General features: G+C 53.8%; 21 protein-coding genes. 10 read left to right on the top strand and 11 right to left on the bottom strand.

Going from position 1 to position 20,195, the window contains the following annotated elements; all coding sequences use genetic code 11:
* The first annotated feature begins 24 nt into the window (after positions 1–24).
* The 5 genes from QWV57_RS11940 to gnd all read left to right on the top strand — a co-directional run bounded on the left by QWV57_RS11940 (position 25) and on the right by gnd (position 3,794).
* Entirely contained in the window at positions 25–195 is a 171-nt protein-coding gene (locus QWV57_RS11940) for a hypothetical protein (protein ID WP_157074349.1), read from the top strand.
* A gap of 31 nt (positions 196–226) precedes the next feature.
* Positions 227–1,351 carry a tripeptidase T gene (locus QWV57_RS11935; protein WP_033005758.1) on the top strand — a complete coding sequence of 375 codons (1,125 nt, stop codon included), beginning with the start codon at positions 227–229 and terminating at the stop codon, positions 1,349–1,351.
* Between the two features lie 108 nt (positions 1,352–1,459).
* The gene (locus QWV57_RS11930; protein WP_011231828.1) at positions 1,460–1,954 is read left to right on the top strand and encodes a chemotaxis protein CheW; all 495 of its coding nucleotides are present in this window, start codon (positions 1,460–1,462) and stop codon (positions 1,952–1,954) included.
* Between the two features lie 82 nt (positions 1,955–2,036).
* A complete protein-coding gene (locus QWV57_RS11925; protein WP_020755290.1) occupies positions 2,037–2,228 on the top strand; it encodes a hypothetical protein in 192 nt (63 codons plus the stop codon).
* A 156-nt stretch (positions 2,229–2,384) separates the two neighbouring features.
* Entirely contained in the window at positions 2,385–3,794 is a 1,410-nt protein-coding gene (gnd, locus tag QWV57_RS11920; RefSeq protein WP_020755289.1) for an NADP-dependent phosphogluconate dehydrogenase, read from the top strand.
* A gap of 164 nt (positions 3,795–3,958) precedes the next feature.
* Here the strand turns inward: gnd and QWV57_RS11915 are convergent, their stop codons facing one another.
* The 4 genes from QWV57_RS11915 to QWV57_RS11900 form a co-directional block, all read right to left on the bottom strand.
* The gene (locus tag QWV57_RS11915) at positions 3,959–5,884 is read right to left on the bottom strand and encodes an FtsX-like permease family protein (RefSeq protein ID WP_020755288.1); all 1,926 of its coding nucleotides are present in this window, start codon (positions 5,882–5,884) and stop codon (positions 3,959–3,961) included.
* Positions 5,881–6,636 (bottom strand): ABC transporter ATP-binding protein, encoded by a 756-nt coding sequence (locus QWV57_RS11910; protein ID WP_015375338.1) that lies wholly within the window; start codon positions 6,634–6,636, stop codon positions 5,881–5,883. Before QWV57_RS11910 ends, QWV57_RS11915 begins: the two co-directional genes overlap by 4 nt.
* A gap of 93 nt (positions 6,637–6,729) precedes the next feature.
* The gene (locus tag QWV57_RS11905) at positions 6,730–7,734 is read right to left on the bottom strand and encodes a sensor histidine kinase (protein ID WP_060787668.1); all 1,005 of its coding nucleotides are present in this window, start codon (positions 7,732–7,734) and stop codon (positions 6,730–6,732) included.
* Positions 7,734–8,420 carry a response regulator transcription factor gene (locus QWV57_RS11900; RefSeq protein ID WP_013144816.1) on the bottom strand — a complete coding sequence of 229 codons (687 nt, stop codon included), beginning with the start codon at positions 8,418–8,420 and terminating at the stop codon, positions 7,734–7,736. The genes QWV57_RS11905 and QWV57_RS11900 overlap by 1 nt, the downstream gene beginning before the upstream one ends.
* 161 nt (positions 8,421–8,581) lie before the next feature.
* Between QWV57_RS11900 and QWV57_RS11895 the strand changes: the two genes are divergently transcribed.
* Positions 8,582–9,022, top strand: a complete 441-nt coding sequence (locus QWV57_RS11895; protein WP_020755285.1) for a hypothetical protein — start codon at positions 8,582–8,584, stop codon at positions 9,020–9,022.
* Between the two features lie 197 nt (positions 9,023–9,219).
* Complete coding sequence (locus tag QWV57_RS11890; RefSeq protein WP_301099928.1) at positions 9,220–10,587, top strand: glycoside hydrolase family 1 protein; 1,368 nt, start codon at positions 9,220–9,222, stop codon at positions 10,585–10,587.
* A 107-nt stretch (positions 10,588–10,694) separates the two neighbouring features.
* Here the strand turns inward: QWV57_RS11890 and QWV57_RS11885 are convergent, their stop codons facing one another.
* A complete protein-coding gene (locus tag QWV57_RS11885; RefSeq protein WP_301099927.1) occupies positions 10,695–11,312 on the bottom strand; it encodes a cyclase family protein in 618 nt (205 codons plus the stop codon).
* Positions 11,313–11,411: 99 nt separating this feature from the next.
* The gene (gene zwf, locus QWV57_RS11880) at positions 11,412–12,905 is read right to left on the bottom strand and encodes a glucose-6-phosphate dehydrogenase (RefSeq protein ID WP_301099926.1); all 1,494 of its coding nucleotides are present in this window, start codon (positions 12,903–12,905) and stop codon (positions 11,412–11,414) included.
* A gap of 228 nt (positions 12,906–13,133) precedes the next feature.
* Here zwf and rnz point away from each other — a divergent pair, with 228 nt between their 5' ends.
* Positions 13,134–14,057 (top strand): ribonuclease Z, encoded by a 924-nt coding sequence (rnz, locus tag QWV57_RS11875; RefSeq protein WP_129447078.1) that lies wholly within the window; start codon positions 13,134–13,136, stop codon positions 14,055–14,057.
* On the opposite strand, the gene namA is transcribed toward rnz, so the two are convergent.
* From namA to QWV57_RS11860, 3 genes are all read right to left on the bottom strand, one after another.
* Positions 14,054–15,076 (bottom strand): NADPH dehydrogenase NamA, encoded by a 1,023-nt coding sequence (namA, locus tag QWV57_RS11870; protein ID WP_129447079.1) that lies wholly within the window; start codon positions 15,074–15,076, stop codon positions 14,054–14,056. The two genes, rnz and namA, sit on opposite strands and share 4 nt — an antisense overlap.
* Positions 15,077–15,400: 324 nt before the next feature.
* Positions 15,401–16,240, bottom strand: a complete 840-nt coding sequence (gene proI / locus QWV57_RS11865) for a pyrroline-5-carboxylate reductase ProI (protein ID WP_060787746.1) — start codon at positions 16,238–16,240, stop codon at positions 15,401–15,403.
* A gap of 452 nt (positions 16,241–16,692) precedes the next feature.
* Positions 16,693–17,571: an IS982-like element ISGsp1 family transposase gene (locus tag QWV57_RS11860; RefSeq protein WP_004439648.1), complete on the bottom strand. Its 879-nt coding sequence runs from the start codon at positions 17,569–17,571 to the stop codon at positions 16,693–16,695.
* A 189-nt stretch (positions 17,572–17,760) separates the two neighbouring features.
* On the opposite strand from QWV57_RS11860, the gene QWV57_RS11855 reads away from it, so the two are divergent.
* Together QWV57_RS11855 and QWV57_RS11850 are read left to right on the top strand one after the other, a co-directional pair.
* Positions 17,761–18,732, top strand: a complete 972-nt coding sequence (locus QWV57_RS11855) for an MBL fold metallo-hydrolase (protein ID WP_301099925.1) — start codon at positions 17,761–17,763, stop codon at positions 18,730–18,732.
* Positions 18,723–19,511 (top strand): SDR family NAD(P)-dependent oxidoreductase, encoded by a 789-nt coding sequence (locus QWV57_RS11850; protein WP_301099924.1) that lies wholly within the window; start codon positions 18,723–18,725, stop codon positions 19,509–19,511. The genes QWV57_RS11855 and QWV57_RS11850 overlap by 10 nt, the downstream gene beginning before the upstream one ends.
* 146 nt (positions 19,512–19,657) lie before the next feature.
* On the opposite strand, the gene QWV57_RS11845 is transcribed toward QWV57_RS11850, so the two are convergent.
* Together QWV57_RS11845 and QWV57_RS11840 are read right to left on the bottom strand one after the other, a co-directional pair.
* Positions 19,658–19,855, bottom strand: coding sequence for a YqzH family protein (locus QWV57_RS11845; RefSeq protein ID WP_033005755.1), 198 nt, complete (start codon positions 19,853–19,855; stop codon positions 19,658–19,660).
* 72 nt (positions 19,856–19,927) lie between these two features.
* Positions 19,928–20,146, bottom strand: coding sequence for a CDGSH iron-sulfur domain-containing protein (locus QWV57_RS11840; protein WP_012820666.1), 219 nt, complete (start codon positions 20,144–20,146; stop codon positions 19,928–19,930).
* Positions 20,147–20,195: the final 49 nt, after the last annotated feature.

The following is a 20,195-nucleotide window of genomic DNA, read 5'->3' as shown; positions in this document are numbered from 1 at the left end:
TTTTCGCGGCAAACGATATTTTAGATGGAGGCGGCGTGGCCGTTTGCCGCAGCGGGAGCGGATGAAAGCTCGCTCGTTGAGAGGCGGTCAGGCAGCCCGTATCGGTACATCTCAAGCGCGTTCTTATACGTTTGCAGCGTTTTGATCGTTCCGGCGTCCGGTTTGGCTCTTGGCGGAACATTTCGGTATACTTAAGGTGGAGTACATAAGCAGGAGGAAAAAAGCGATGGTCAATGAACAGCGTCTTGTCGACGAATTTTTGGAACTTGTGCAAATCGATTCGGAAACGAAGCATGAAGGGGACATTGCGAAGGTGCTCAAACAAAAGTTTGAAGCGCTTGGCCTCGATGTGATCGAAGACGATGCGGCCGCGAAAACGGGGCATGGGGCAGGCAACTTGATTTGCACGCTCGCCGCGACGAAAGACGGGGTCGACCCGATTTACTTCACGTCGCATATGGATACGGTCGTGCCGGGCAAAGGGGTGAAACCGTCGATCCAAGACGGCTATGTCGTCACCGACGGGACGACGATTTTAGGGGCGGACGACAAGGCGGGCTTGGCGGCCATGTTGGAAGCGATTCGCGTGTTGAAAGAACAAAACATCCCGCATGGCGTAATCCAGTTTATCATCACCGTCGGCGAAGAGTCGGGGCTTGTCGGGGCGAAGGCGCTTGACCCGTCGCTCATTCAAGCGAAATACGGCTATGCCTTGGACAGCGACGGCAAAGTCGGCAACATCGTCGTCGCCGCCCCGACGCAGGCGAAGCTGAAAGTCGTTGTGCACGGCAAAACTGCCCATGCCGGCGTGGCGCCGGAAAAAGGAGTGTCTGCCATTACGATTGCGGCGAAGGCGATCGCAAAAATGCCGCTCGGCCGCATCGACGAGGAGACGACGGCGAACATCGGCCGCTTTGAAGGCGGCACGCAAACGAACATCGTCTGCGACCGCGTTGATATTTTAGCGGAAGCCCGTTCCCTCGTTCCGGAAAAAATGGAAGCGCAAGTGGCGAAAATGAAAGAGGCGTTTGAAACGGTTGCCGCGGAAATGGGGGGGCGCGCCGATGTCGAAGTGGAAGTGATGTACCCGGGCTTTAAGTTCAGCGACGGCGACCATGTCGTCGAGGTCGCCAAACGGGCGGCGGCGAACATCGGACGGCCGTGCAAGCTGGAGAAAAGCGGCGGCGGCAGCGATGCCAACATCATCGCCGGCTTCGGCATTCCGACGGTCAACCTCGCAGTCGGCTACGAAGAAATCCATACGACGAATGAGCGGATGCCGATTGAAGAGCTGGTGAAGCTGACAGAGATGGTTGTCGCCATTGTCGAGGAAGTCGCCAATGCCGAATGAGCATCCCGAGGCTGGATGCTCTTTTTTCTTGAACCTTTCGGTAAACATTCGGCCGGAATGAGCCGATAAAAAAAGCAGAGTGCGAATCACGAAAGAGGTGGCGGAGGAATGGACAAATACGTGGTGTTTCGCGTCGAGCGGGAACAGTACGCCGTCTCGATCGCGTATGTCGTCTCGATTGAGAAAATGACGGCGCCGACGGCCGTGCCGCATATGCCGGATTGTATGGCGGGCGTCGCGCGCATCCGCGGCGAGCTCGCGCCGGTGCTCGATATGCGAAAGCTTCTATATGGGAAAGCGATCGAGGAAACCGAGCAGACGCGTCTTGTCGTCGCCGCGGTCGACGGGTTGTCGGTGGCGTTTATCGTTGACGAAGCAAAGGAAATTGTCGATATTGAACCGGAAGCCATCAAACCGCTGCAGCTCGTATCCGCGGAGCGCACGCCGTATGTCGTCGGGATCGCGACGCTGCCGGAGCGGTTGCTCACGGTGCTGGATCCGCGCGTCTTGTTTGCCCATTTGGAAGAAGCGGACGCGATTCGCGAGCAAGTGGCCGCCGCCCAGGCCGCGGCCCAGGTCATCCAAGAGGAAGAGACGGTATAGGTGTTTGCCTATACCGTTTTTTCTTCCGCGCATATCCTAATCATGGAAATGAACTTCAACTCATGAAGAGGAGGCGCATTCCATGGTTCGACCGTTTGGCCCGTATCCGGGCGGCTTTTATCCGCCGTACTTTGGCGGCTACGGACACTATCCGTATGGCTACTATCCTTATTGGCACGGGGGCTACGGCGGCTATCACCACTTTCCATACGGGATGCATGATGGCCACTATCCGTTTTCCCCATACGGCTTCCCGCACTATGGAGGCTACTAAGCATGAGGGGCGTTACGCCCCTTTTCGCATGGACAGGTCAAGCAAAGTCCGTCGTGCCGCCCCGTTCCTAAATCGGTTTAGAAAAACTTGCAGGCAAGCGCAAACGTATGGTATGTTGTTTGATGAACAAACCAAAACGGAAAGGGACGTTGGACAATGGCGAAACAGCAAATCGGCGTCATCGGACTGGCGGTCATGGGGAAAAACTTGGCGCTCAACATCGAAAGCAAAGGCTATTCGGTGGCGGTGTACAACCGTTCGCGCGAAAAAACGGACGAGTTTTTGCAAGAAGCGAAAGGAAAAAACATTGTCGGTACATACAGCATCGAAGAATTCGTCAACGCCTTGGAAAAACCGCGGAAAATTTTGCTGATGGTGAAAGCGGGCGCGCCGACGGACGCGACGATCGAACAGCTGAAGCCGCATTTGGAAAAAGGCGATATTGTAATTGACGGCGGCAATACGTATTTTAAAGATACGCAGCGCCGCAACAAAGAACTCGCCGAACTTGGCATCCACTTTATTGGCACGGGCGTCTCGGGCGGCGAGGAAGGGGCGCTGAAAGGCCCGTCGATCATGCCAGGGGGCCAAAAAGAAGCGCATGAGCTCGTGCGCCCGATTTTTGAAGCCATCGCCGCCAAAGTCGACGGCGAACCGTGCACGACGTACATCGGTCCGGACGGCGCCGGGCATTATGTCAAAATGGTGCACAACGGCATCGAATACGGCGACATGCAGCTGATCGCTGAAGCGTACTTCTTGCTCAAACATGTGCTCGGCATGGATGCTGCAGAGCTGCACGAAGTGTTCGCCGACTGGAACAAAGGCGAGCTGAACAGCTACTTAATCGAGATCACGGCCGACATTTTCACGAAAATCGATGAAGAAACAGGCAAGCCGCTTGTTGATGTCATTTTGGACAAAGCCGGGCAAAAAGGGACGGGCAAATGGACGAGCCAAAACGCCCTCGATTTGGGCGTGCCGCTGCCGATCATCACGGAATCGGTGTTCGCCCGTTTCCTCTCGGCGATGAAAGACGAGCGCGTGAAAGCAAGCAAAGTGCTGGCAGGCCCAGCGGTGAAGCCGTTTGAAGGCGACCGCGGCCACTTCATCGAAGCCGTGCGCCGCGCGCTTTATATGAGCAAAATTTGCTCGTACGCCCAAGGATTTGCGCAAATGAAGGCGGCTTCTGAGGAATACAACTGGAACTTGCGCTATGGCGACATCGCCATGATCTTCCGCGGCGGCTGCATCATCCGCGCGCAATTTTTGCAAAAAATTAAAGAGGCGTACGACCGCGATCCGGCGCTTTCGAACTTGCTCTTGGATCCGTATTTCAAAGACATTGTCGAACGCTACCAAGACGCGCTCCGTGAAATCGTCGCCACCGCGGCGATGCGCGGCATTCCAGTGCCAGGATTCGCAAGCGCCCTCGCCTATTACGACAGCTACCGCACCGCGGTGCTCCCAGCCAACTTAATCCAAGCGCAGCGCGACTACTTCGGCGCCCACACGTACGAACGCGTTGACAAAGAAGGCATTTTCCATACGGAATGGTTGAAATAAGAAAAAAGCCCTTAGAGTCATTCACCACTCTAAGGGCTTTTCGTGTTCGATAAAGCTAAAATTCGTTCCGTCAACTGGAACTGCATCTTCAGAATGGGATGACCACTGATCGAGTGGGCGAACGTTGGAACGGTTTTGGTTCTTCCCTCACTCGCTGCATCGTTTTAAAGCGCCTCGCGAATTAGCTTTTTGTAATAACGAACGGACAACACGCCAAACAGCGAATAGCAGACCGTGTAAATCGCCATCACCGTCAACATCGGCGTCCACAGTTCGGTGCCGAAAAAGAACCAGCCGGAACGGACAGCGAAATAGCTATGGGACAATCCCAGCAGCAACGGAATGCCAAAGTATAACAGCTGTTTCCGCCGAATGCCCCCGAGCAAGTCTTTTTCGGTGAATCCCAGTTTGCGCAAAATGGTGTAATTCGGCCGCTCTTCTTCGCCGGCGCCCATTTGCTTGAAGTAAAGAATGCAGCCGGATGTGACCAAAAAGGCGAGTCCTAAAAAGGTGACGACAAACAAGATCAATCCGAACGTCTGCTTTTGGTGGCGGCTCATCATCAGGCGCGAATCGGTGATGGAGGAAAACTCCATGCGTTGAAACAACTGATCAGCCCGTTCAATATTTGTTTCGTCAGTCAGATGAATTCCGATATGCACCTTTTTCTTTTGTGGATCGGTTTCTTTTTGCAAACGATCAAACATCGTTTGGTCGACGATGACAGTCGGCATGCCGTACGTGAAATGATAGTTGACGTAATAGTCTTTTTTCATCCCAAGGTAATGAAGCGGGACCATGCGGCCGTTTTCTTCTAAGCGAATCGTTCCCGTTTCTTTAAACGGCAAGAATTGACGGAGCATGTCCTGATATCCCGTCAGCAGTGCTTCATTAGGCTTGACATCGATGCGGCCTGTACTTGTGTCGCTGATCACCGATAGCGGCGCGGCGGACGGCTGAAACTGGAGCCGGCTTTGATCAGCGATGTCCAAAATCATCGAAATATCAGTCGGTGCTTCGATGACATCGATAATCGTTTCCCGATAGCGAATATCATGAGATCGCAGCGCCGCCGTAAAACGGGCGGCATCCTTTTTGTCCGTAAACGCGAAATCGGCGGCGACGTTGTTTTTGGCTGATTGCTCGGCTGAATAATAGGAAATATAGCTTAGTGAGATCAACCCGATCGCGATGGCCGACACGGTCGTGATGATCGTAAGCAGCAACGCGTTCGATTTCATGCGAAACATGAGCGACGATACCGATAGCACGTCGTTGATCGACAAATAGCCACCTTTTTGTTTTCGCCATAGGTGGAACAGAAAGCTGATCGTTCCTTTGAAAAATAAATAGGTGCCGATGATGACAGCGCCTAAAATGAACGCCATGGCCATGAATAATCCTTGAACGCTCTTCCAGTCGCTGCTAAACAATTTCGTCGATATACCATAGCCGCTGCCGATGAGGATGATCCCCACCATCCCCACGACCATGTTCCATACGGATACGTGTTTTGCTTCGGTTGTGGATGTAGTGCGGAACAAGGATAAAATCGTCTGTTTTTTGAGAAACAAGCGGTTCATCCCCATCATGAGGACATCAATCACGCTGAACACAATCAACGTTTGCACCAATGCTCGGCCAGAAAAGGAAAGAGATGCCGCTAGCGGAATATCGATGATTTTAAACAAAATCATCATCAACAGCTTGGAAGCGGCAAATCCCACCAATATGCCGATGATCAGTGTGCCGTAATAAAGAATGACGTTTTCGGCCGCCAGCATAAAAAAGATGTTTCGTTTCGTCATGCCGATCAACTGCAAAAGAGCGATCTCATGGCTCCGACGCTTGATAAACAGGGCGTTGGCGTACAAAAGAAAGACGGCGACAATCACGATAAGAAGCACCGCGCCTGTACGGACGGCCGCCGCGCCTTTCACTCCCCCTTTGATGGCATCAAGCGATGGATCGTACTGCAATGTCACGAACGCGAAATACAAGGCGGAAGCAAACATCAAGGCAAACACGTACAAATAATAATGTTGGATGTTTTGTTTCAAGTTGCGGAACAGGAGTTGCTTCATGCTCATGGCCGAACACCGCCCAGCACGCCTTGCGTTTGCATAATGGCTTGGAAAAATTGCTGCCGCGTTTCCGTTCCTTTATACAGTTGCGTATACAATTGTCCGTCTTTGATAAAAACGACACGGCCTGAGAAACTGGCGGCGACCGGATCGTGGGTGACCATGATGATTGTCGTCTTCCGTTTTTTATTAAGTTGTTGCAGCTTGTGCAATAAATCGGAAGCCGATTTTGAATCGAGTGCGCCCGTCGGCTCATCGGCAAAAATGATGCTCGGTTCATGGATGAACGCCCGCGCCGCCGCAGCGCGCTGTTTTTGCCCACCAGAAATTTCGCTCGGATAGTGGTTTTGGATGTCAGTAATGCCAAGTTCAGCCGCCAATTCTGCAAATTTCTTTTCCGCTTCTCGCTTGGGCGTTTTCGTAATCGATAAAGGCAAAAGGACGTTCTCCTTCACCGTCAGCGTGTCAAGCAAATGATACTCTTGAAAGATGAATCCGACATGGCGTTTGCGAAATTCTGCCAGCTCTCGGTCTTTCATGGCGACGACGTTGTTTCCTTCGATGAAAATAGCGCCCTCGCTCACCCGGTCGATTGAGGAAAGAACGTTGAGGAGCGTCGTTTTCCCTGATCCGGAAGGCCCCATGATCGCGAGAAATTCCCCCTTCTCCACACGCAGATCGATGCCTTTGAGCACTTCTTGTAGGTTCTTTTTCGTTCCGTACGTTTTGTAGATGTTGGTTGCTTCCAATATGACCATCTCGTTTTCCCTCCTTCGTTTCTATCATAAGCAATGGGGTTGGTTTTTTCCTGCGTTTGGCCGAACAAAACGAAACCGCGTGTGACAAAATCGTCACATGCGGTGCGTGCGGATGATGTCATTTTCTTGCGGAAATATGATCGTAAATGTCGTTCCGCGTCCGGGCGTGGATTCGACATGAAAGTCAAGAAGAAGCGGTTTGGCGGCTTTTTTCGCCAAATACAGCCCCATCCCCGTCGCCGCTTCATTTTGGTGTTCGGTGGTGGAGGTGAATCCTTTCTCGAAAATGCGCGGCAAGTCCTTTGGATCAATGCCCAAGCCGAAATCTTGAATTTGCAAGCGGGCATGGCCGTTTTTCATAAAGCTTTTCACGACAATGTCAGATGACTCGCTGTATTTCACCGCATTCGTGATGATTTGCCGGATGATAAAAGAAAGCCATTTGGCATCGCTTAGGACGGAGCGGACGTCCAATTGAAGGTCAAAGCCGATGCCTTTTTGCATACACCACGATTGCAGCGGTTTAATCTCATTGATGAGAAGCGGCTCAAGCTCGACTTGTTCGATATATAAGTCGTTTTCCATGTGTGGAAGCCGTCGTTGATGAAGTTGCTGATCAAGAAGCAGATGAATGCGCAGCCACTCGTACAAGAGTTGCGCTTTCGTGTTTTCGTCCCCGACCCGTTCGATGATGAGCCGCATGGCCGTCAGCGGCGTTTTCATTTCGTGAATCCATGACAACAGTTCATCTTTCTCTTGTTCCAACGTGGCGAGGTGTTCTTTCAGCTCCTGTTTCCATTGGTCCGTTTGGCTGGCGAGGACGCGTTCGACGATCTTCTCCAGTGGGCTTGCCGCCCGCAGGGCAGAGACAGGATCGAGGCCGCGCTCCCACTCTTGCAAACGTTGATAAAATGCCGTTTCTTTTTTCCAACGGATGATGACAAAGACAACAAAGATGATAGTCGTTAAAAAGACGATGTAAAGGATGGAGGAGAGCGGAATCGTCGGATCCAGATAAGCGACAAACAGGATGAACAGCTCCAGAAAGAGAAAGAGGGCCATCCAGCTTTTTCGTTCCCACAAATAGTCTTTGATCATCAGTGGCTCCCTTCTTCCGTAGCCATATAGCCTTGCCCAACTTTCGTTTCAATGAAGCGGCCCAAACCGAGTTCGTCGAGTTTTTTCCGCAGGCGGTTGACGTTGACGGTCAGCGTGTTGTCGCTGACAAACCGTTCGTCTTCCCATAGCCGTTTGATCAGCTCCGTCCGAGCAACGATCTGGTTTTTCTTGGCCAATAAATGTTTCAAAATCAACAGCTCGTTTTTCGTCAGCTCCACTGTTCCGTGTTCATTTGAGACTGTGCTTTTTTCATAGTCGACCGTTGCCCCGCACCATGTTTGCAGCTGAACGGGTCCGGCATTGTAGTTGTACACGCGGCGGAGCAGCGCTTGGATTTTGGCGATCAGCACATCGAAATGAAACGGCTTTTGGATGTAATCATCAGCCCCAAGCTGCATCGACATGACCATATCAGTCGGGTGGTCGCGCGATGATAAAAACAAAATCGGGACGTTCGAATGAGCACGAATCTGGCGGCACCAGTGGAACCCGTCAAATTTCGGCAGCTGGATGTCGATGATCACCAAGTGCGGCTTGCAAGCAGAAAACTCTTCCATCACACGACCGAAATCGCGGATGCCGCAAACGTCGTACGACCATTGTTCCAAACGTGCTTTGATTTCTTGAAACAACGTCACATCATCTTCAATGAGCAAAATGTTCAACTTTGCCTCACCCCACTTGTTTCTATTGGGAGTTCCGTTTTCATTATATTTGTTTGACCGTTCGGGGGAAAGGAGGTTCAAAATGGAAAGCATAAAAATGTATTAGACAGCAAAGCGATGGCCGCTGTTCGTGATCGGCGGCGGTTGGTGTATGCAGCCGAATGGGGTGCGTATGGCAAAAAGAGCTTGAAGTGATGATCGACGGTGGGCTATCATGGATATTGAGGATGGATAAGGAATGGTCAAATGTCGGTGCTCGATTGTTTGAGCTATGCTATGCGCAAGGAATGTATAAGGAAGGAATTAGAAATCATTGTTTGACGGGGGATTGGAATGGCGGGGAGATTTTTTACGGAAAGGCGCGCATCAATCCAGCCCAGCCCGGCGCATTGGTGGCCGCTGAATTTCCGGAGCCGCTGCGGGCGGCGAGCCGTCAATATATCATCACCAGCCGTGCCATTTATAACCGGGCAACAGGAACGAAAATCGCCGATTTGTCATCTGAAGCGTTGCTCGCAACGGCTGGAGATGATGGAATGATCTTCACGTATCGAAAAGTGGCTACGAACCATTATTTGATTAAGCAAAAACTGTCTCAATAAAATTGCCATTGCTGGGAGCGTTGGTGCTCTCCAAAGCGCATGAAACAGTTTTCACAACGTCTAGACGGGCTCGTACCTCCGCCCGTCTAGTTTTATAAAGAAGCAAATATGTCATAATGAGGATGATGCCCAAGGGTGAATTTTCCAAGGCGTTCAATCACTGAAACACGTCTGTTCACAGATAGGAGGGTCTTTCCATGTCACAACAGCGTAAATCGATCATCCCCGACAACTTTTTATGGGGCGGGGCGGTGACGTCGTTTCAGACGGAAGGGGCGTGGAACGAAGGCGGCAAAGGGCTGTCGATCGTGGATGCGCGCCCGATTCCAAAAGGGCATTCCGACTGGAAAGTGGCGGTCGATTTTTACCATCGCTACAAAGAAGACATCGCTTTGTTCAAGGAGCTCGGCTTTACCGCCTACCGGACGAGCATCGCTTGGACGCGCATTTTTCCGGACGGGGAAGGGGAGCCGAATGAAGCGGGCTTGGCGTTTTATGACGCCGTGTTTGATGAATTGAGAGCGAACGGCATCGAGCCGGTCATTACGCTGTACCATTTCGACTTGCCGCTGGCTTTGGCGAGAAAATACAACGGCTTCGCATCAAGGAAAGTCGTCGACTTGTTTGAGCGGTACGCGCGCACCGTATTTGAGCGTTACCGCGGGAAAGTGAACTATTGGCTGACGTTCAACGAACAAAATTTAGTGCTCGAACAACCGCATTTATGGGGGGCGATCTGCCCGGAAGACGAAGACCCGGAAGCGTTTGCCTACCGCGTCTGTCATAATGTGTTCATCGCCCACGCGAAAGCCGTGAAGGCGCTGCGCGAAATCGCTCCCGAGGCGAAGATCGGCGGGATGGTGACGTATTTGACGACGTATCCGGCGACATGCCGGCCGGAAGACGCTTTGGCGAACGTGCAGGCGAAAGAGCTGTTCATTGATTTCTTCTTTGATGTGTTCGCCCGCGGCGCCTATCCGCGTTATGTGACCAACCGGCTTGAGAAAAAAGGAATCTGCCTGCCGCTCGAAGCGGGGGATGAGGAGTTGCTCCGTTCGCAGACGGTCGACTTTTTGTCGTTCAGCTACTATCAAAGCCAAATCGTCCGCCATCAGGAACGGGATGAGCGGATCATCAAAGGGCTTGAACCGAATCCCTATTTGCCAAAGACGAAATGGGGCTGGGCGATCGATCCGATCGGTTTGCGGATTGCCTTAAAAGACGTGTACGCCCGTTACGAAATGCCGATTTTCATCACCGAAAACGGCATCGGGCTTGAGGAGGAGCTGAATGAGGACGGCACGGTCGAAGATGATGAGCGGATCGACTATTTGCGCCGCCATATCGAACAAATGAAGATGGCCATGGAAGAAGGGGTCGAGGTGATCGGCTATTTGATGTGGGGGGCGACGGATCTATTAAGCTCGCAAGGGGAGATGCGCAAGCGCTACGGCGTCATTTTCGTCAACCGCGACGACGAGAACTTGCGCGATTTGAAGCGCTATAAGAAAAAAAGCTTCTACTGGTTCCAACGCGTCATTCGCACGAACGGGGAAGAGCTGTAAAAAAGAGGCGGGGAAGCCCCGCCATTTTACTAGTCTTTAGGGCGGCCATGGCGAATATTCAATTTGAAATGATCAAACAGCCGGTCCCATCGGGGGACCGGCTGTTTTTACGGCTCGCGGTCAAACAGCAAGACGCGCGCCGGGGCGGCGTCGGTGCCGACGAGTTTGAGCGGAGCGGCGACCATGAAATAGCGGCCTTCGGGGACGTCTTTCAGCCGCAGCCCTTCGATGACGATGACGCCGGCCGAAAACAGCGTTTTATGAGTCGGGTGGCCTTCTTGCGCCCGTTCGATGCCGAGCGCATCGATGCCGACGCCGCGGATTTGTTTGTCGGCCAAATAACGAGCCGCGTCTTCGGCGACGAAAATAAACTCGAAATGGAACGCGTCTTCGAACGAATTTTTCGTTTTGAACAACACAAAGTCGCCTTCTTGAATGTCAAGATGCGCGATGTCGTCTTTCGTGATCCGGTCGTTGACATGCGTCAAATCGAACAGCTTGCACGGGCCGACGAGGTCGTTCAATGGAATCGTTTCAAACGTCGCCCCGCCTTCGACCATATGGAGGGGGGCGTCAATGTGCGTGCCGGTGTGCACGTCCATGTCAATGCGCGATTCGGTCACATAGCCGTTGGTGACGGTGGTGCGCTTCGGTTGTTTTTCCGGTTTGTTTTTATATACGGGCATGCCCTCGTAAATCGGGGCCGTGACGTCATACACCTTCATCGTTCATTCGCTCCTTTGCATGAGGGATAAAGGGGCAAGCGCCCCATGTTGGTTTGTCAAAGAGGACGAGATGGGCGCAACAGGCGGGCCATCGCGTCTTTACGAACGCGGATGCTCGATCGGCCACCAGTGGAAGCCGTCTTGTTTGAGCAGCTCGTCCGCGGCCGCCGGGCCCATGGAGCCAGCCGCGTAGTTCGGAAAGTCGGAAGCTTTTGTGTTCGCCCACACCTCAGAAATTGGGTCGACAAATTGCCATGACGCTGCCACCTCGTCCCAATGAGTGAAGTTTGTCGCATCGCCGCGCATGCAGTCGTACAACAGCTTTTCGTACGCTTCGGGCGTGTTGATGCCGTCGATGCAGTTGTTGCAATAGTCGAGTTGAAATGGAGCTGTTATGGTCGTCGATTCCCCGGTTTTTTTGCCGTTTAAATGAAGGGTGATCCCTTCGTCCGGCTGGATGTGGATGACGAGCAAGTTCGGGGCGATCGTCTCATTCGTCCGGTAATACAAGTTCATCGGTACATCTTTAAATTGGACGACGATTTTCGTCGATTTTTCCGCCATCCGTTTGCCGGTGCGAATGTAAAACGGCACGCCAGCCCAACGGAAGTTGTCGATCAGGAGTTTTCCAGCGACGAACGTTTCCGTGTTCGAGTCCGGATCGACGTTCGGCTCCTCGCGATACGCCGGCACGTTTTTGCCGTGGATCACCCCGCGCCCGTATTGGCCGCGCACGAAATAGCGGTCGACTTCATCGTGCGCAATCGGGCGCAAGGCGCGCAACACTTTCACTTTTTCATGGCGGATGTCATCGGTCGTTAATTTGATCGGCGGTTCCATCGCCAACAGAGCGACCATTTGCAGCATATGGTTTTGCACCATGTCGCGCAACGCCCCGGAATGGTCGTAGTAGCGGCCGCGGTCTTCGACGCCGAGCGTTTCGCTCGATGTGATTTGAATGTTGGCGATGAACCGGTTGTTCCAAAGCGGCTCGAAAATGGCGTTTGAAAAGCGGATGACCTCGATGTTTTGCACCATTTCTTTGCCGAGGTAATGGTCGATCCGGTAGATTTCCCGCTCGGAAAAGACGCGGCGAATCTCGTCATTCAGCTTCTCGGCGCTCGCCAAGTCATGCCCGAACGGCTTTTCGATGACGAGCCGCTTAAAGCCGTGCGTTTCCGTCAATCCTTCCGACTGCAAGCGGGAAGTAACGGTGCCGAAAAATTCCGGCGCCATCGCCAAATAAAAGATGCGGTTGCCTTCGGTCTTGTATGTGCCGTCGAGCTGTTCGAGGAGCGACTTTAAGCGCTGGTACGACTCGGCTTCCGTCACGTCGAACGGATGGTAATAGAAATGGGAGGTGAATCGGCCGTCGGCGAGCTTTTGGTGAAACGCCGTTTCGACCGAGTCGCGCACATAGTTCCGGAACTCGTCGGCCGACAACGGGCGGCGCGCGACGCCGACGACAGCGAATTGCTCATGCAAATGCCCTTTTTCATACAGGCGGTAAAGGGACGGAAACAGTTTCCGTTTCGCCAAATCTCCCGTCGCTCCGAAAATGACGATGATCGATTTCGGATTCATGTTGTCCACCGTATGTACCTCGCTTTAACCAAATTTGTCTCTTCAATGAAACCATTGTAGAGGTTTGCCGGTCGGAACGCAAACACTTTGTTGCTTTCCGGCGGGAAAGCGTTTATGTTCATGAAAGAGCCGGGCGCCAACCCGGCGTTTTTGAGCGCAAAAGAAAGTTGAAAAGCCGTTTTGACATTGGTACGCTAACAACAGGCAATGTTGAGCGAGAAAAAGGAGTGAAGCGCGTTGGAACTGTTGTTTTTAGGCACGGGTGCCGGCGTGCCGGCCAAAGAGCGCAACGTATCGTCCGTCGCCCTGCAGCTGCTTGACGAGCGGGGGGCGACATGGCTGTTTGACTGCGGCGAAGCGACGCAGCATCAAATTTTGCATACCGCCATTCGCCCGCGCCGCATTGAGCATATTTTTATTACGCACTTGCATGGCGATCATCTATTCGGCCTGCCTGGGCTGCTTGGCAGCCGTTCGTTTCAAAGCGGCGAAACGCCGCTTACGGTCTTCGGCCCAAAAGGCATTCGCGTGTTTGTCGAAACGGCCCTTGCCGTCAGCGGGACAAAGCTCCGCTATGAACTGAACATTGTGGAGATCGATGAGGGCGTCATTTTTGACGATGAACGGTTTTCCGTCATCGCCAAACGGCTCGATCACGGCATGCCGTCATACGGTTTCCGCGTCGTTGAAAAAGATTTGCCCGGCCCGCTCTTGGTCGAGCGATTGCAAGCACTCGGCGTCCGCCCCGGCCCGATTTATCAAGAAATTAAGCAAGGAAAAACGGTCGTGCTGGATGACGGCACGGTCATCGACGGGCGCGAATTTGTCGGGCCGCCGCAAAAGGGGAGAATCGTCGCCGTGTTGGGCGATACCCGTTTTTGCGAAGCGGCGATTGAACTCGCCCGCGATGCCGATGTCGTCGTCCACGAGGCGACGTTTGCCGCGGCGGAACAGCGGCTGGCCCATGACTATTTCCATTCCACGACCACAGACGCAGCCGAGGTGGCGAGGCGGGCCGGGGCGAAGCGGCTTATTTTGACCCATATCAGCTCTCGCTACCAAGGTGAGGCGGCGCTGCAGCTCGTCGCCGAGGCGCGCAGCGTGTTTCCGAACACCGAGCTCGCCGTTGATTTCGCCTCGTTTTCGATCCCGCGCGGTTAAAACCGCCAGCCGCGCTCATATTGGACGGGCGCCGAGATTTTTGCGCCCAGCTCTCTCGCCGCGGCGTATGGCCAATACGGGTTGCGCAGCAGCTCGCGCCCCAAAAAGACGAGGTCGGCGCGGCCGTTATGCACAATTTCTTCCGCCTGCCAGCCGGATGTAATGAGCCCGACGGCGCCGGTCGGCACGTCCGCTTCGCGGCGGATCAGTTCGGCAAACGGCACTTGGTAGCCCGGATAGACGTCAATGCGCGCCGGAACAACAGCGCCGGAACTGACGTCAACAAGGTCGACGCCTTGCTCTTTCATCCGTTTGGCGTATGGAACATAGTCTTTCGCTGTCAGTCCTTCCGGGTGATAGTCGGACGCTGAGATGCGCACAAACAGCGGCCCGTCCCATACCTCGCGGACAGCGTCAATCACGTCGCCCAAGAAACGGTAACGGTTTTCCGGAGAGCCGCCGTACTCGTCTTGGCGCCGGTTGGAGAGCGGCGATAAAAATTCGTTAATCAGGTAGCCGTGGGCGGCATGGATTTCAATCACGTCAAAGCCGGCTTCTTTTGCCCTCCGCGCCCCGTTTTGGAACGCCTGCACCGTTTCTTCGATGTCGGCTTTCGTCATTTCTTTTGGCGTCGGCGACGAATCATCAAACGGGACGGCTGACGGAGCGATGATCTCTCCCGGCACTTGCGATTTTCTCCCCGCATGGGCAAGCTGGATGCCGATGGCGGCTCCATGCTCTTTCACAAGCCCAACGAGTTCGCGAAGCCCGGCGATATGGTCATCGCTCCAAATGCCTAAGTCGCGTTCAGAAATGCGACCTTGCGGCGTCACGCCGGTCGCCTCGACGATAATCAAGCCGACTTGGCCGACGGCGCGAGCCGAGTAGTGGATTTTGTGCCACGTGCGTACGGCGCCGTCTTTCGTGTCGCACGAATACATGCACATCGGCGACATGACAATTCGGTTTTTCAGCGTCAGCCCGCGGATCGTATACGGCGAAAACAATACCGTGTTCATGACAAGCGGCTCCTTTCTAAGCCAATGAGTGGTTCATGACTGATGATAGCACGCTGCCTGTCAAAAACAAAGTGAAACGGACTGTTTTGCCTGAGCCGGACGGTGGAAAAGCTGCGGCCCTGTTAACATGGTCTGTTTTGGGTAAAGATGGGCTTATGCGGTTGTGTCATGTGCGAAATTCGAGTTTCCGTTATGCGAAACCAAAAAAATCTTCCATAACCGGATGAAAAGGTTCGTTTGTTTCCTTGTTCATTGCGCCCGGTTTTGCCGAAACTTCCCCGCCCATCCGCCGTGCGGGGGCGGCGCGCTCCGGAGGTCCGTTCTTTACGCTTCCATGATGGCAGCGAGAAGCGCGCTGCCGAGCTCTTCGGAGCGGGCCGTCGCCCTTCGGATGCAGGCGATGACCGCTTCTTGGAACCGGTATTGCTCAAGCACGCCAATGCCGGCTTCGGTCGTGCCGCCTGGACTTGTCACTTCGCGGCGCAAGACGGATGGATGTTTGTCGGACGCTTTTAGCATCTCGGCTGCGCCGATGATCGTTTGCAAAATGAGCCGTTTGGCGACATCTCGCTCAAGGCCGATGTCGGCCGCCGCTTTTTCCATCGCTTCGACCAAGTAATACACATACGCCGGACCGCTCCCGGACAGGCCGGTGACCGCATGCAAGTCGCGCTCCGGCACAACAGCGACGATGCCGACCGTTTCAAACAGCTGTTTGGCGATCTCAAGATGTTCTTTCGCGGCGAAGCGGCCGCCGGCGATGGCGGTCGCCGACAAACCGACGGCGGCGGATGTGTTTGGCATGGCGCGCACGACAGGGATGTTGCGCCCGGCGAGCCGTTCGATCGTTTCCGTTGTCACGCCGGCCAACAGCGAAAGAATAAGATGATCGGACCGGATGGATGGTGCGATGGCGTTCATGGCTTCGGCGACGTCTTTCGGTTTCATTGCCAAAATGATGATATCCGCTTGTTTGACGGCTTCTTGCGCGCAATCCGCCGTGCCAACACCGTATTGACGCGCCAGTTCCTCAAGACGGGGGCGGTTTCGTCGGTTGGCGACGACAATGTGCGCCGGATGGCAAAACGCTTTCGTCATGCCGGCGATGAGCGCTTCCGCCATCGAGCCGGCGCCGATGAGCGCGATCGTTCGTTCGTTGTTCATCATTCCACTCCTCCTTGCCTTGATGTATCCATCCAAAAGAAAAAGGTTTCCCGTCCTGCAAAAGGACGGAAAACCTTCGTTTCCGCGGTACCACCTTTTTTGGCCCGATTTGGCCCAAGCGCCAAACAGGCCCAACTCTGCCCCGATAACGCCGGGGAGGCGTTTAGGTTGGCCTAACAGCTCCTAGGGTAGGTTCAACCGCAAAGAGGGCCGCAAAGCCTTCCAGCCGCGGGCTTCGCTCTCTGGTGCCGTTTGCGGTTTACTGGCCCTGTTCATCGCCTGTTTTGCCGTATCATAATTTATTTGTCATTATGCCGCGGGACGAGCACGGTTGTCAAGAGAGGAGAACGAATTTTTTTGCAATTTCGTCGTGCGGAAGAAAAAGGCATGACAAATGGATGAAATCAGTGTAAACTGTAAAATAAAATATAACCCGTGGTGCTAGTTGAGTGTCAGCGCTCAACCAGCCCTAGTGTGACCAAGGAATAAGCCAACAAGATGCCATCGAGTGCCACTTCAAACCCGGCCATGGAATTCGCTCGAATGTCGGTGATCCGGTATTGGTCTACGAGAATCGAAAACACCGTCTCGATGACTTTGCGTTTTTTCCTGATCCATTCTTCCCATGCCTTGGATGGGCCGTGCTTTTGATTGTGTCGAGACGGTGTCCAGAACGCGGCTTGGTGTTCTTCGTACAGCTTTTCTCGAAGAGCGTGGCTGATGTACCCTTTGTCCCCAAAGTTGTAGGGATGAGGGATTTGAGTCATCACCGTTTCAGCGGCTTTGACGTCGTGGCAGGACGCTTCCGTCACGACATAGCCCATGGCCAGCCCTTGATTGGTCACTTGAAGATGCAGCTTGAAACCGTAGTACCATTGCTTTTTGGAAGCACAATACCCCATATCCGCGATCCCTCGAAACCGCTTGACGCGCTGCATTCTTGCGGGATGGCACAACGGAAGAGGCAAGCTGTCGACGACCGCATAAGCATGGTGTTGGCCACGTTTCGCCAGCTCATGACGGATCCATTTGATGGCGAAACCAAGCGCCCGGCAGCGGCGGTTGTATCGGGAGCGTTCAAGAAACGAGCCGTTTGTGAACAAATTTCCCGTGACAAAACGATGCCAGGCTCGTTCGGAAGAAAAGCCCAGCAGCTTCCCCAAAAGGTGAACCGCCATGACCACTTCGTCTTCTTGCTTGACCAAGTGACGGTTGCGGCGATGAAGATACATTTGAATCAACGACAGTTGGGCAGAAACAAAACAGAAAATAGCGGCATATTGTTTTTGAAGTTTGGCTGGATCTGTAGTAAAATGAAAGTGCTCTTGCATGGGGGATCTCTCCTTTCGAATGTTGGGTGACACTTTCATTCTACTGGAGATCCGCCAGCAAGGGCTATTTTTATGCTTGATCAAGTTTATCTAGCACCACGGGTAAAATATAATGAATCATTATTCATTTTGCCTAATGAAACGGTTCGAACGGGATGGTTCATGAACTTTGGGAAAGAAGGGAACGCAATGAACGAAGAACGAGTGTATCGGATCACGGTGCCGACGCCGTTTCCGGTCGGCGATGTGCATATGTACGTGATCGCCGGCGATCGGTTGACACTGGTCGATGCCGGAGTGAAAACAGAGCAGGCATGGCAGCTGTTTGTGAAGCAGCTTGGCGAGGTCGGTTATGCGCCAGAGGATATTGAACAAATCGTCATTACTCACCATCATCCGGATCATGTCGGCTTGCTTGATTATTTTCCGCATGCGCCGATCATCGGCCATCCGAAAGCGGATCCGTTTTTGCGCCGTGAACGTTCGTTTATGGAGCGGTACGTCCAATTTTTTCAGGAATTTTTTACGGAATGCGGCGTCGACCGCCGTTTGTTCAGTCAGCTGTCCAAAGAAGGCGGATCGCTTCGATACGCAAGCCGGCGCGGGCTTGACATCATGGTGACGGAAGGGGACGCGGTGCCGGGGATGCCCGGGTGGCAGGTCATCGAAACGCCGGGGCATGCGCAAAGCCATATCGCCCTCTACCGCGAGGCGGATGGGTTGCTGATCGGCGGCGATCATTTGCTTGTTCATATTTCCCCGAATCCAATGATGGAGCCGCCGGCGGAAGGGGAGACGGGACGGCCGAAACCGTTGTTGCAGTACAACGAGTCGCTGCAAAAAATGCTGCAATACGATATCGTTCGCTCGCTAAACGGCCATGGCGACGATGCGACCGATATTCCGGCGCTCGTTCGCGAGCGGCTCGATAAGCAGCGCCAGCGCGCCGAGCGGGTGCTCGAAATGGTGAAAGAACGCCCGCATACGGTGTTTGACGTTTGTCAAAAGCTGTTCCCAACGGCTTACGAACGCCAGCTCATGCTGACGATGTCGGAGACAATCGGCCAGCTTGATTATCTCGAGGCGAACGGGTATGTGACGAAAAAACAGGAAGCCGGCCGATACGTTTACGAAGCGGCGGGGGTGTCGGTGTGCGGCTGAAGGGGCGCCATGTCGTCATTACCGGAGCGTCGGGAGGAATTGGCGAGCAAATCGCCTATGAAGCGGCGCGCCAAGGGGCAGTGCCGGTGCTCTTGGCGCGCAGTGAAGAAAAGTTGAAAGCAATCAGCGCGCGCATTGAAGCGCAAACCGGCATTCGCGCCCCGTATGCATCGCTTGATGTCAGCGACCGCGGCATGATCGAGGCGGTCGTTTCCCAGCTCATTGCGGACCTTGGCGCGATCGATGTGTTGGTCAACAACGCCGGGTTTGGCGTCTTTCGCTATGTCGAGGACATCGACTTGGATGAAATGGAGAGGATGTTTGCCGTCAATGTCTTCGGCCTCATCGCCTGCACGAAGGCGGTGTATTCTCATATGAAAGAGAGAGGAAGCGGCCATATTATCAACATTGCGTCGCAAGCCGGCAAAATCGCGACACCGAAGTCGAGCGTCTATTCCGCGACGAAACATGCCGTCATCGGCTTTACTGACAGCCTTCGCCTCGAGGCGGGGCGCTTTGGCATTTTTGTCACGACCGTCAATCCGGGGCCGGTGGAGACGAACTTTTTTTCAACCGCTGATGAATCGGGCGAGTATGTGCGCAACGTGTCGCGTTGGATGCTGCGCCCGGAGGCGGTGGCGAAGCGCGTTGTTGCCGCGATGATGACGCCAACGCGCGAAGTGAACATGCCGCGCTGGATGGATCTTGGCAGCCGGCTGTATCGCCTTGCGCCGGGTTTGGTGGAAAAGGTGGCGAAACGGGCGTTTTTCCAAAAGTAAGTCAAAGAAGCTGGTCGAAAACGGTCATGTTGTTTGATCGTTTTGCGTCTATGGAATACGAGAGGGTGTCCCGAGCCTGTGGGACACCCTTTTACAATCGCAGCGCCGCTTTTCTTTCTCATTAGGGGCATTTGACACAAGTCGGGTCAAGAACCGGCGATGAACCGGTAGACGGCGTCATGGACAAGTTCATAGATGTCCGCGTTTGGCTGCCTCTCTTTGGCGGCGGCAATGCGGGCGCAAAGCTCGCGCCAGTCGTCTTCGTCAAGCGGCATCATGTCATCATCGCAGCCGTAATGCCGCAGACAGTTGCGCGCTTGTTTTTGCAGCCAACGTTCATTCATCGATTTCACCGTCCGTTATGAAACTTGTGCAAAGACGTCCTTGCCTGTTGGCTGGGAAGAAACGGCCGTTCGTTACGATTCGCTCGATTCCGGCGACGGGGCGCGGACGACCGATTGGAATCGGCCTTTATGTGAACCGTCACAAAACGGTTTATTGTTCGACAGCCCGCACCGACAGAGCGAAAACGTTTGTTTCGTCACAAACGGCTTTCCTTCTCCATCGAGCAGTTCCACATCGCCGGTGACGCGCAGCGAACCGTTGTCATTCACTTTGATTTGCACGTTTGCCATCGCTTGTTCCTCCTTTGCTTTGACAGTTTCGCGTGTTGGCAGGTAAAAT

Source organism: Geobacillus zalihae (assembly GCF_030414215.1).
Lineage (GTDB): Bacteria > Bacillota > Bacilli > Bacillales > Anoxybacillaceae > Geobacillus > Geobacillus zalihae.
This window is presented reverse-complemented; position numbering and strand designations above follow the sequence as displayed.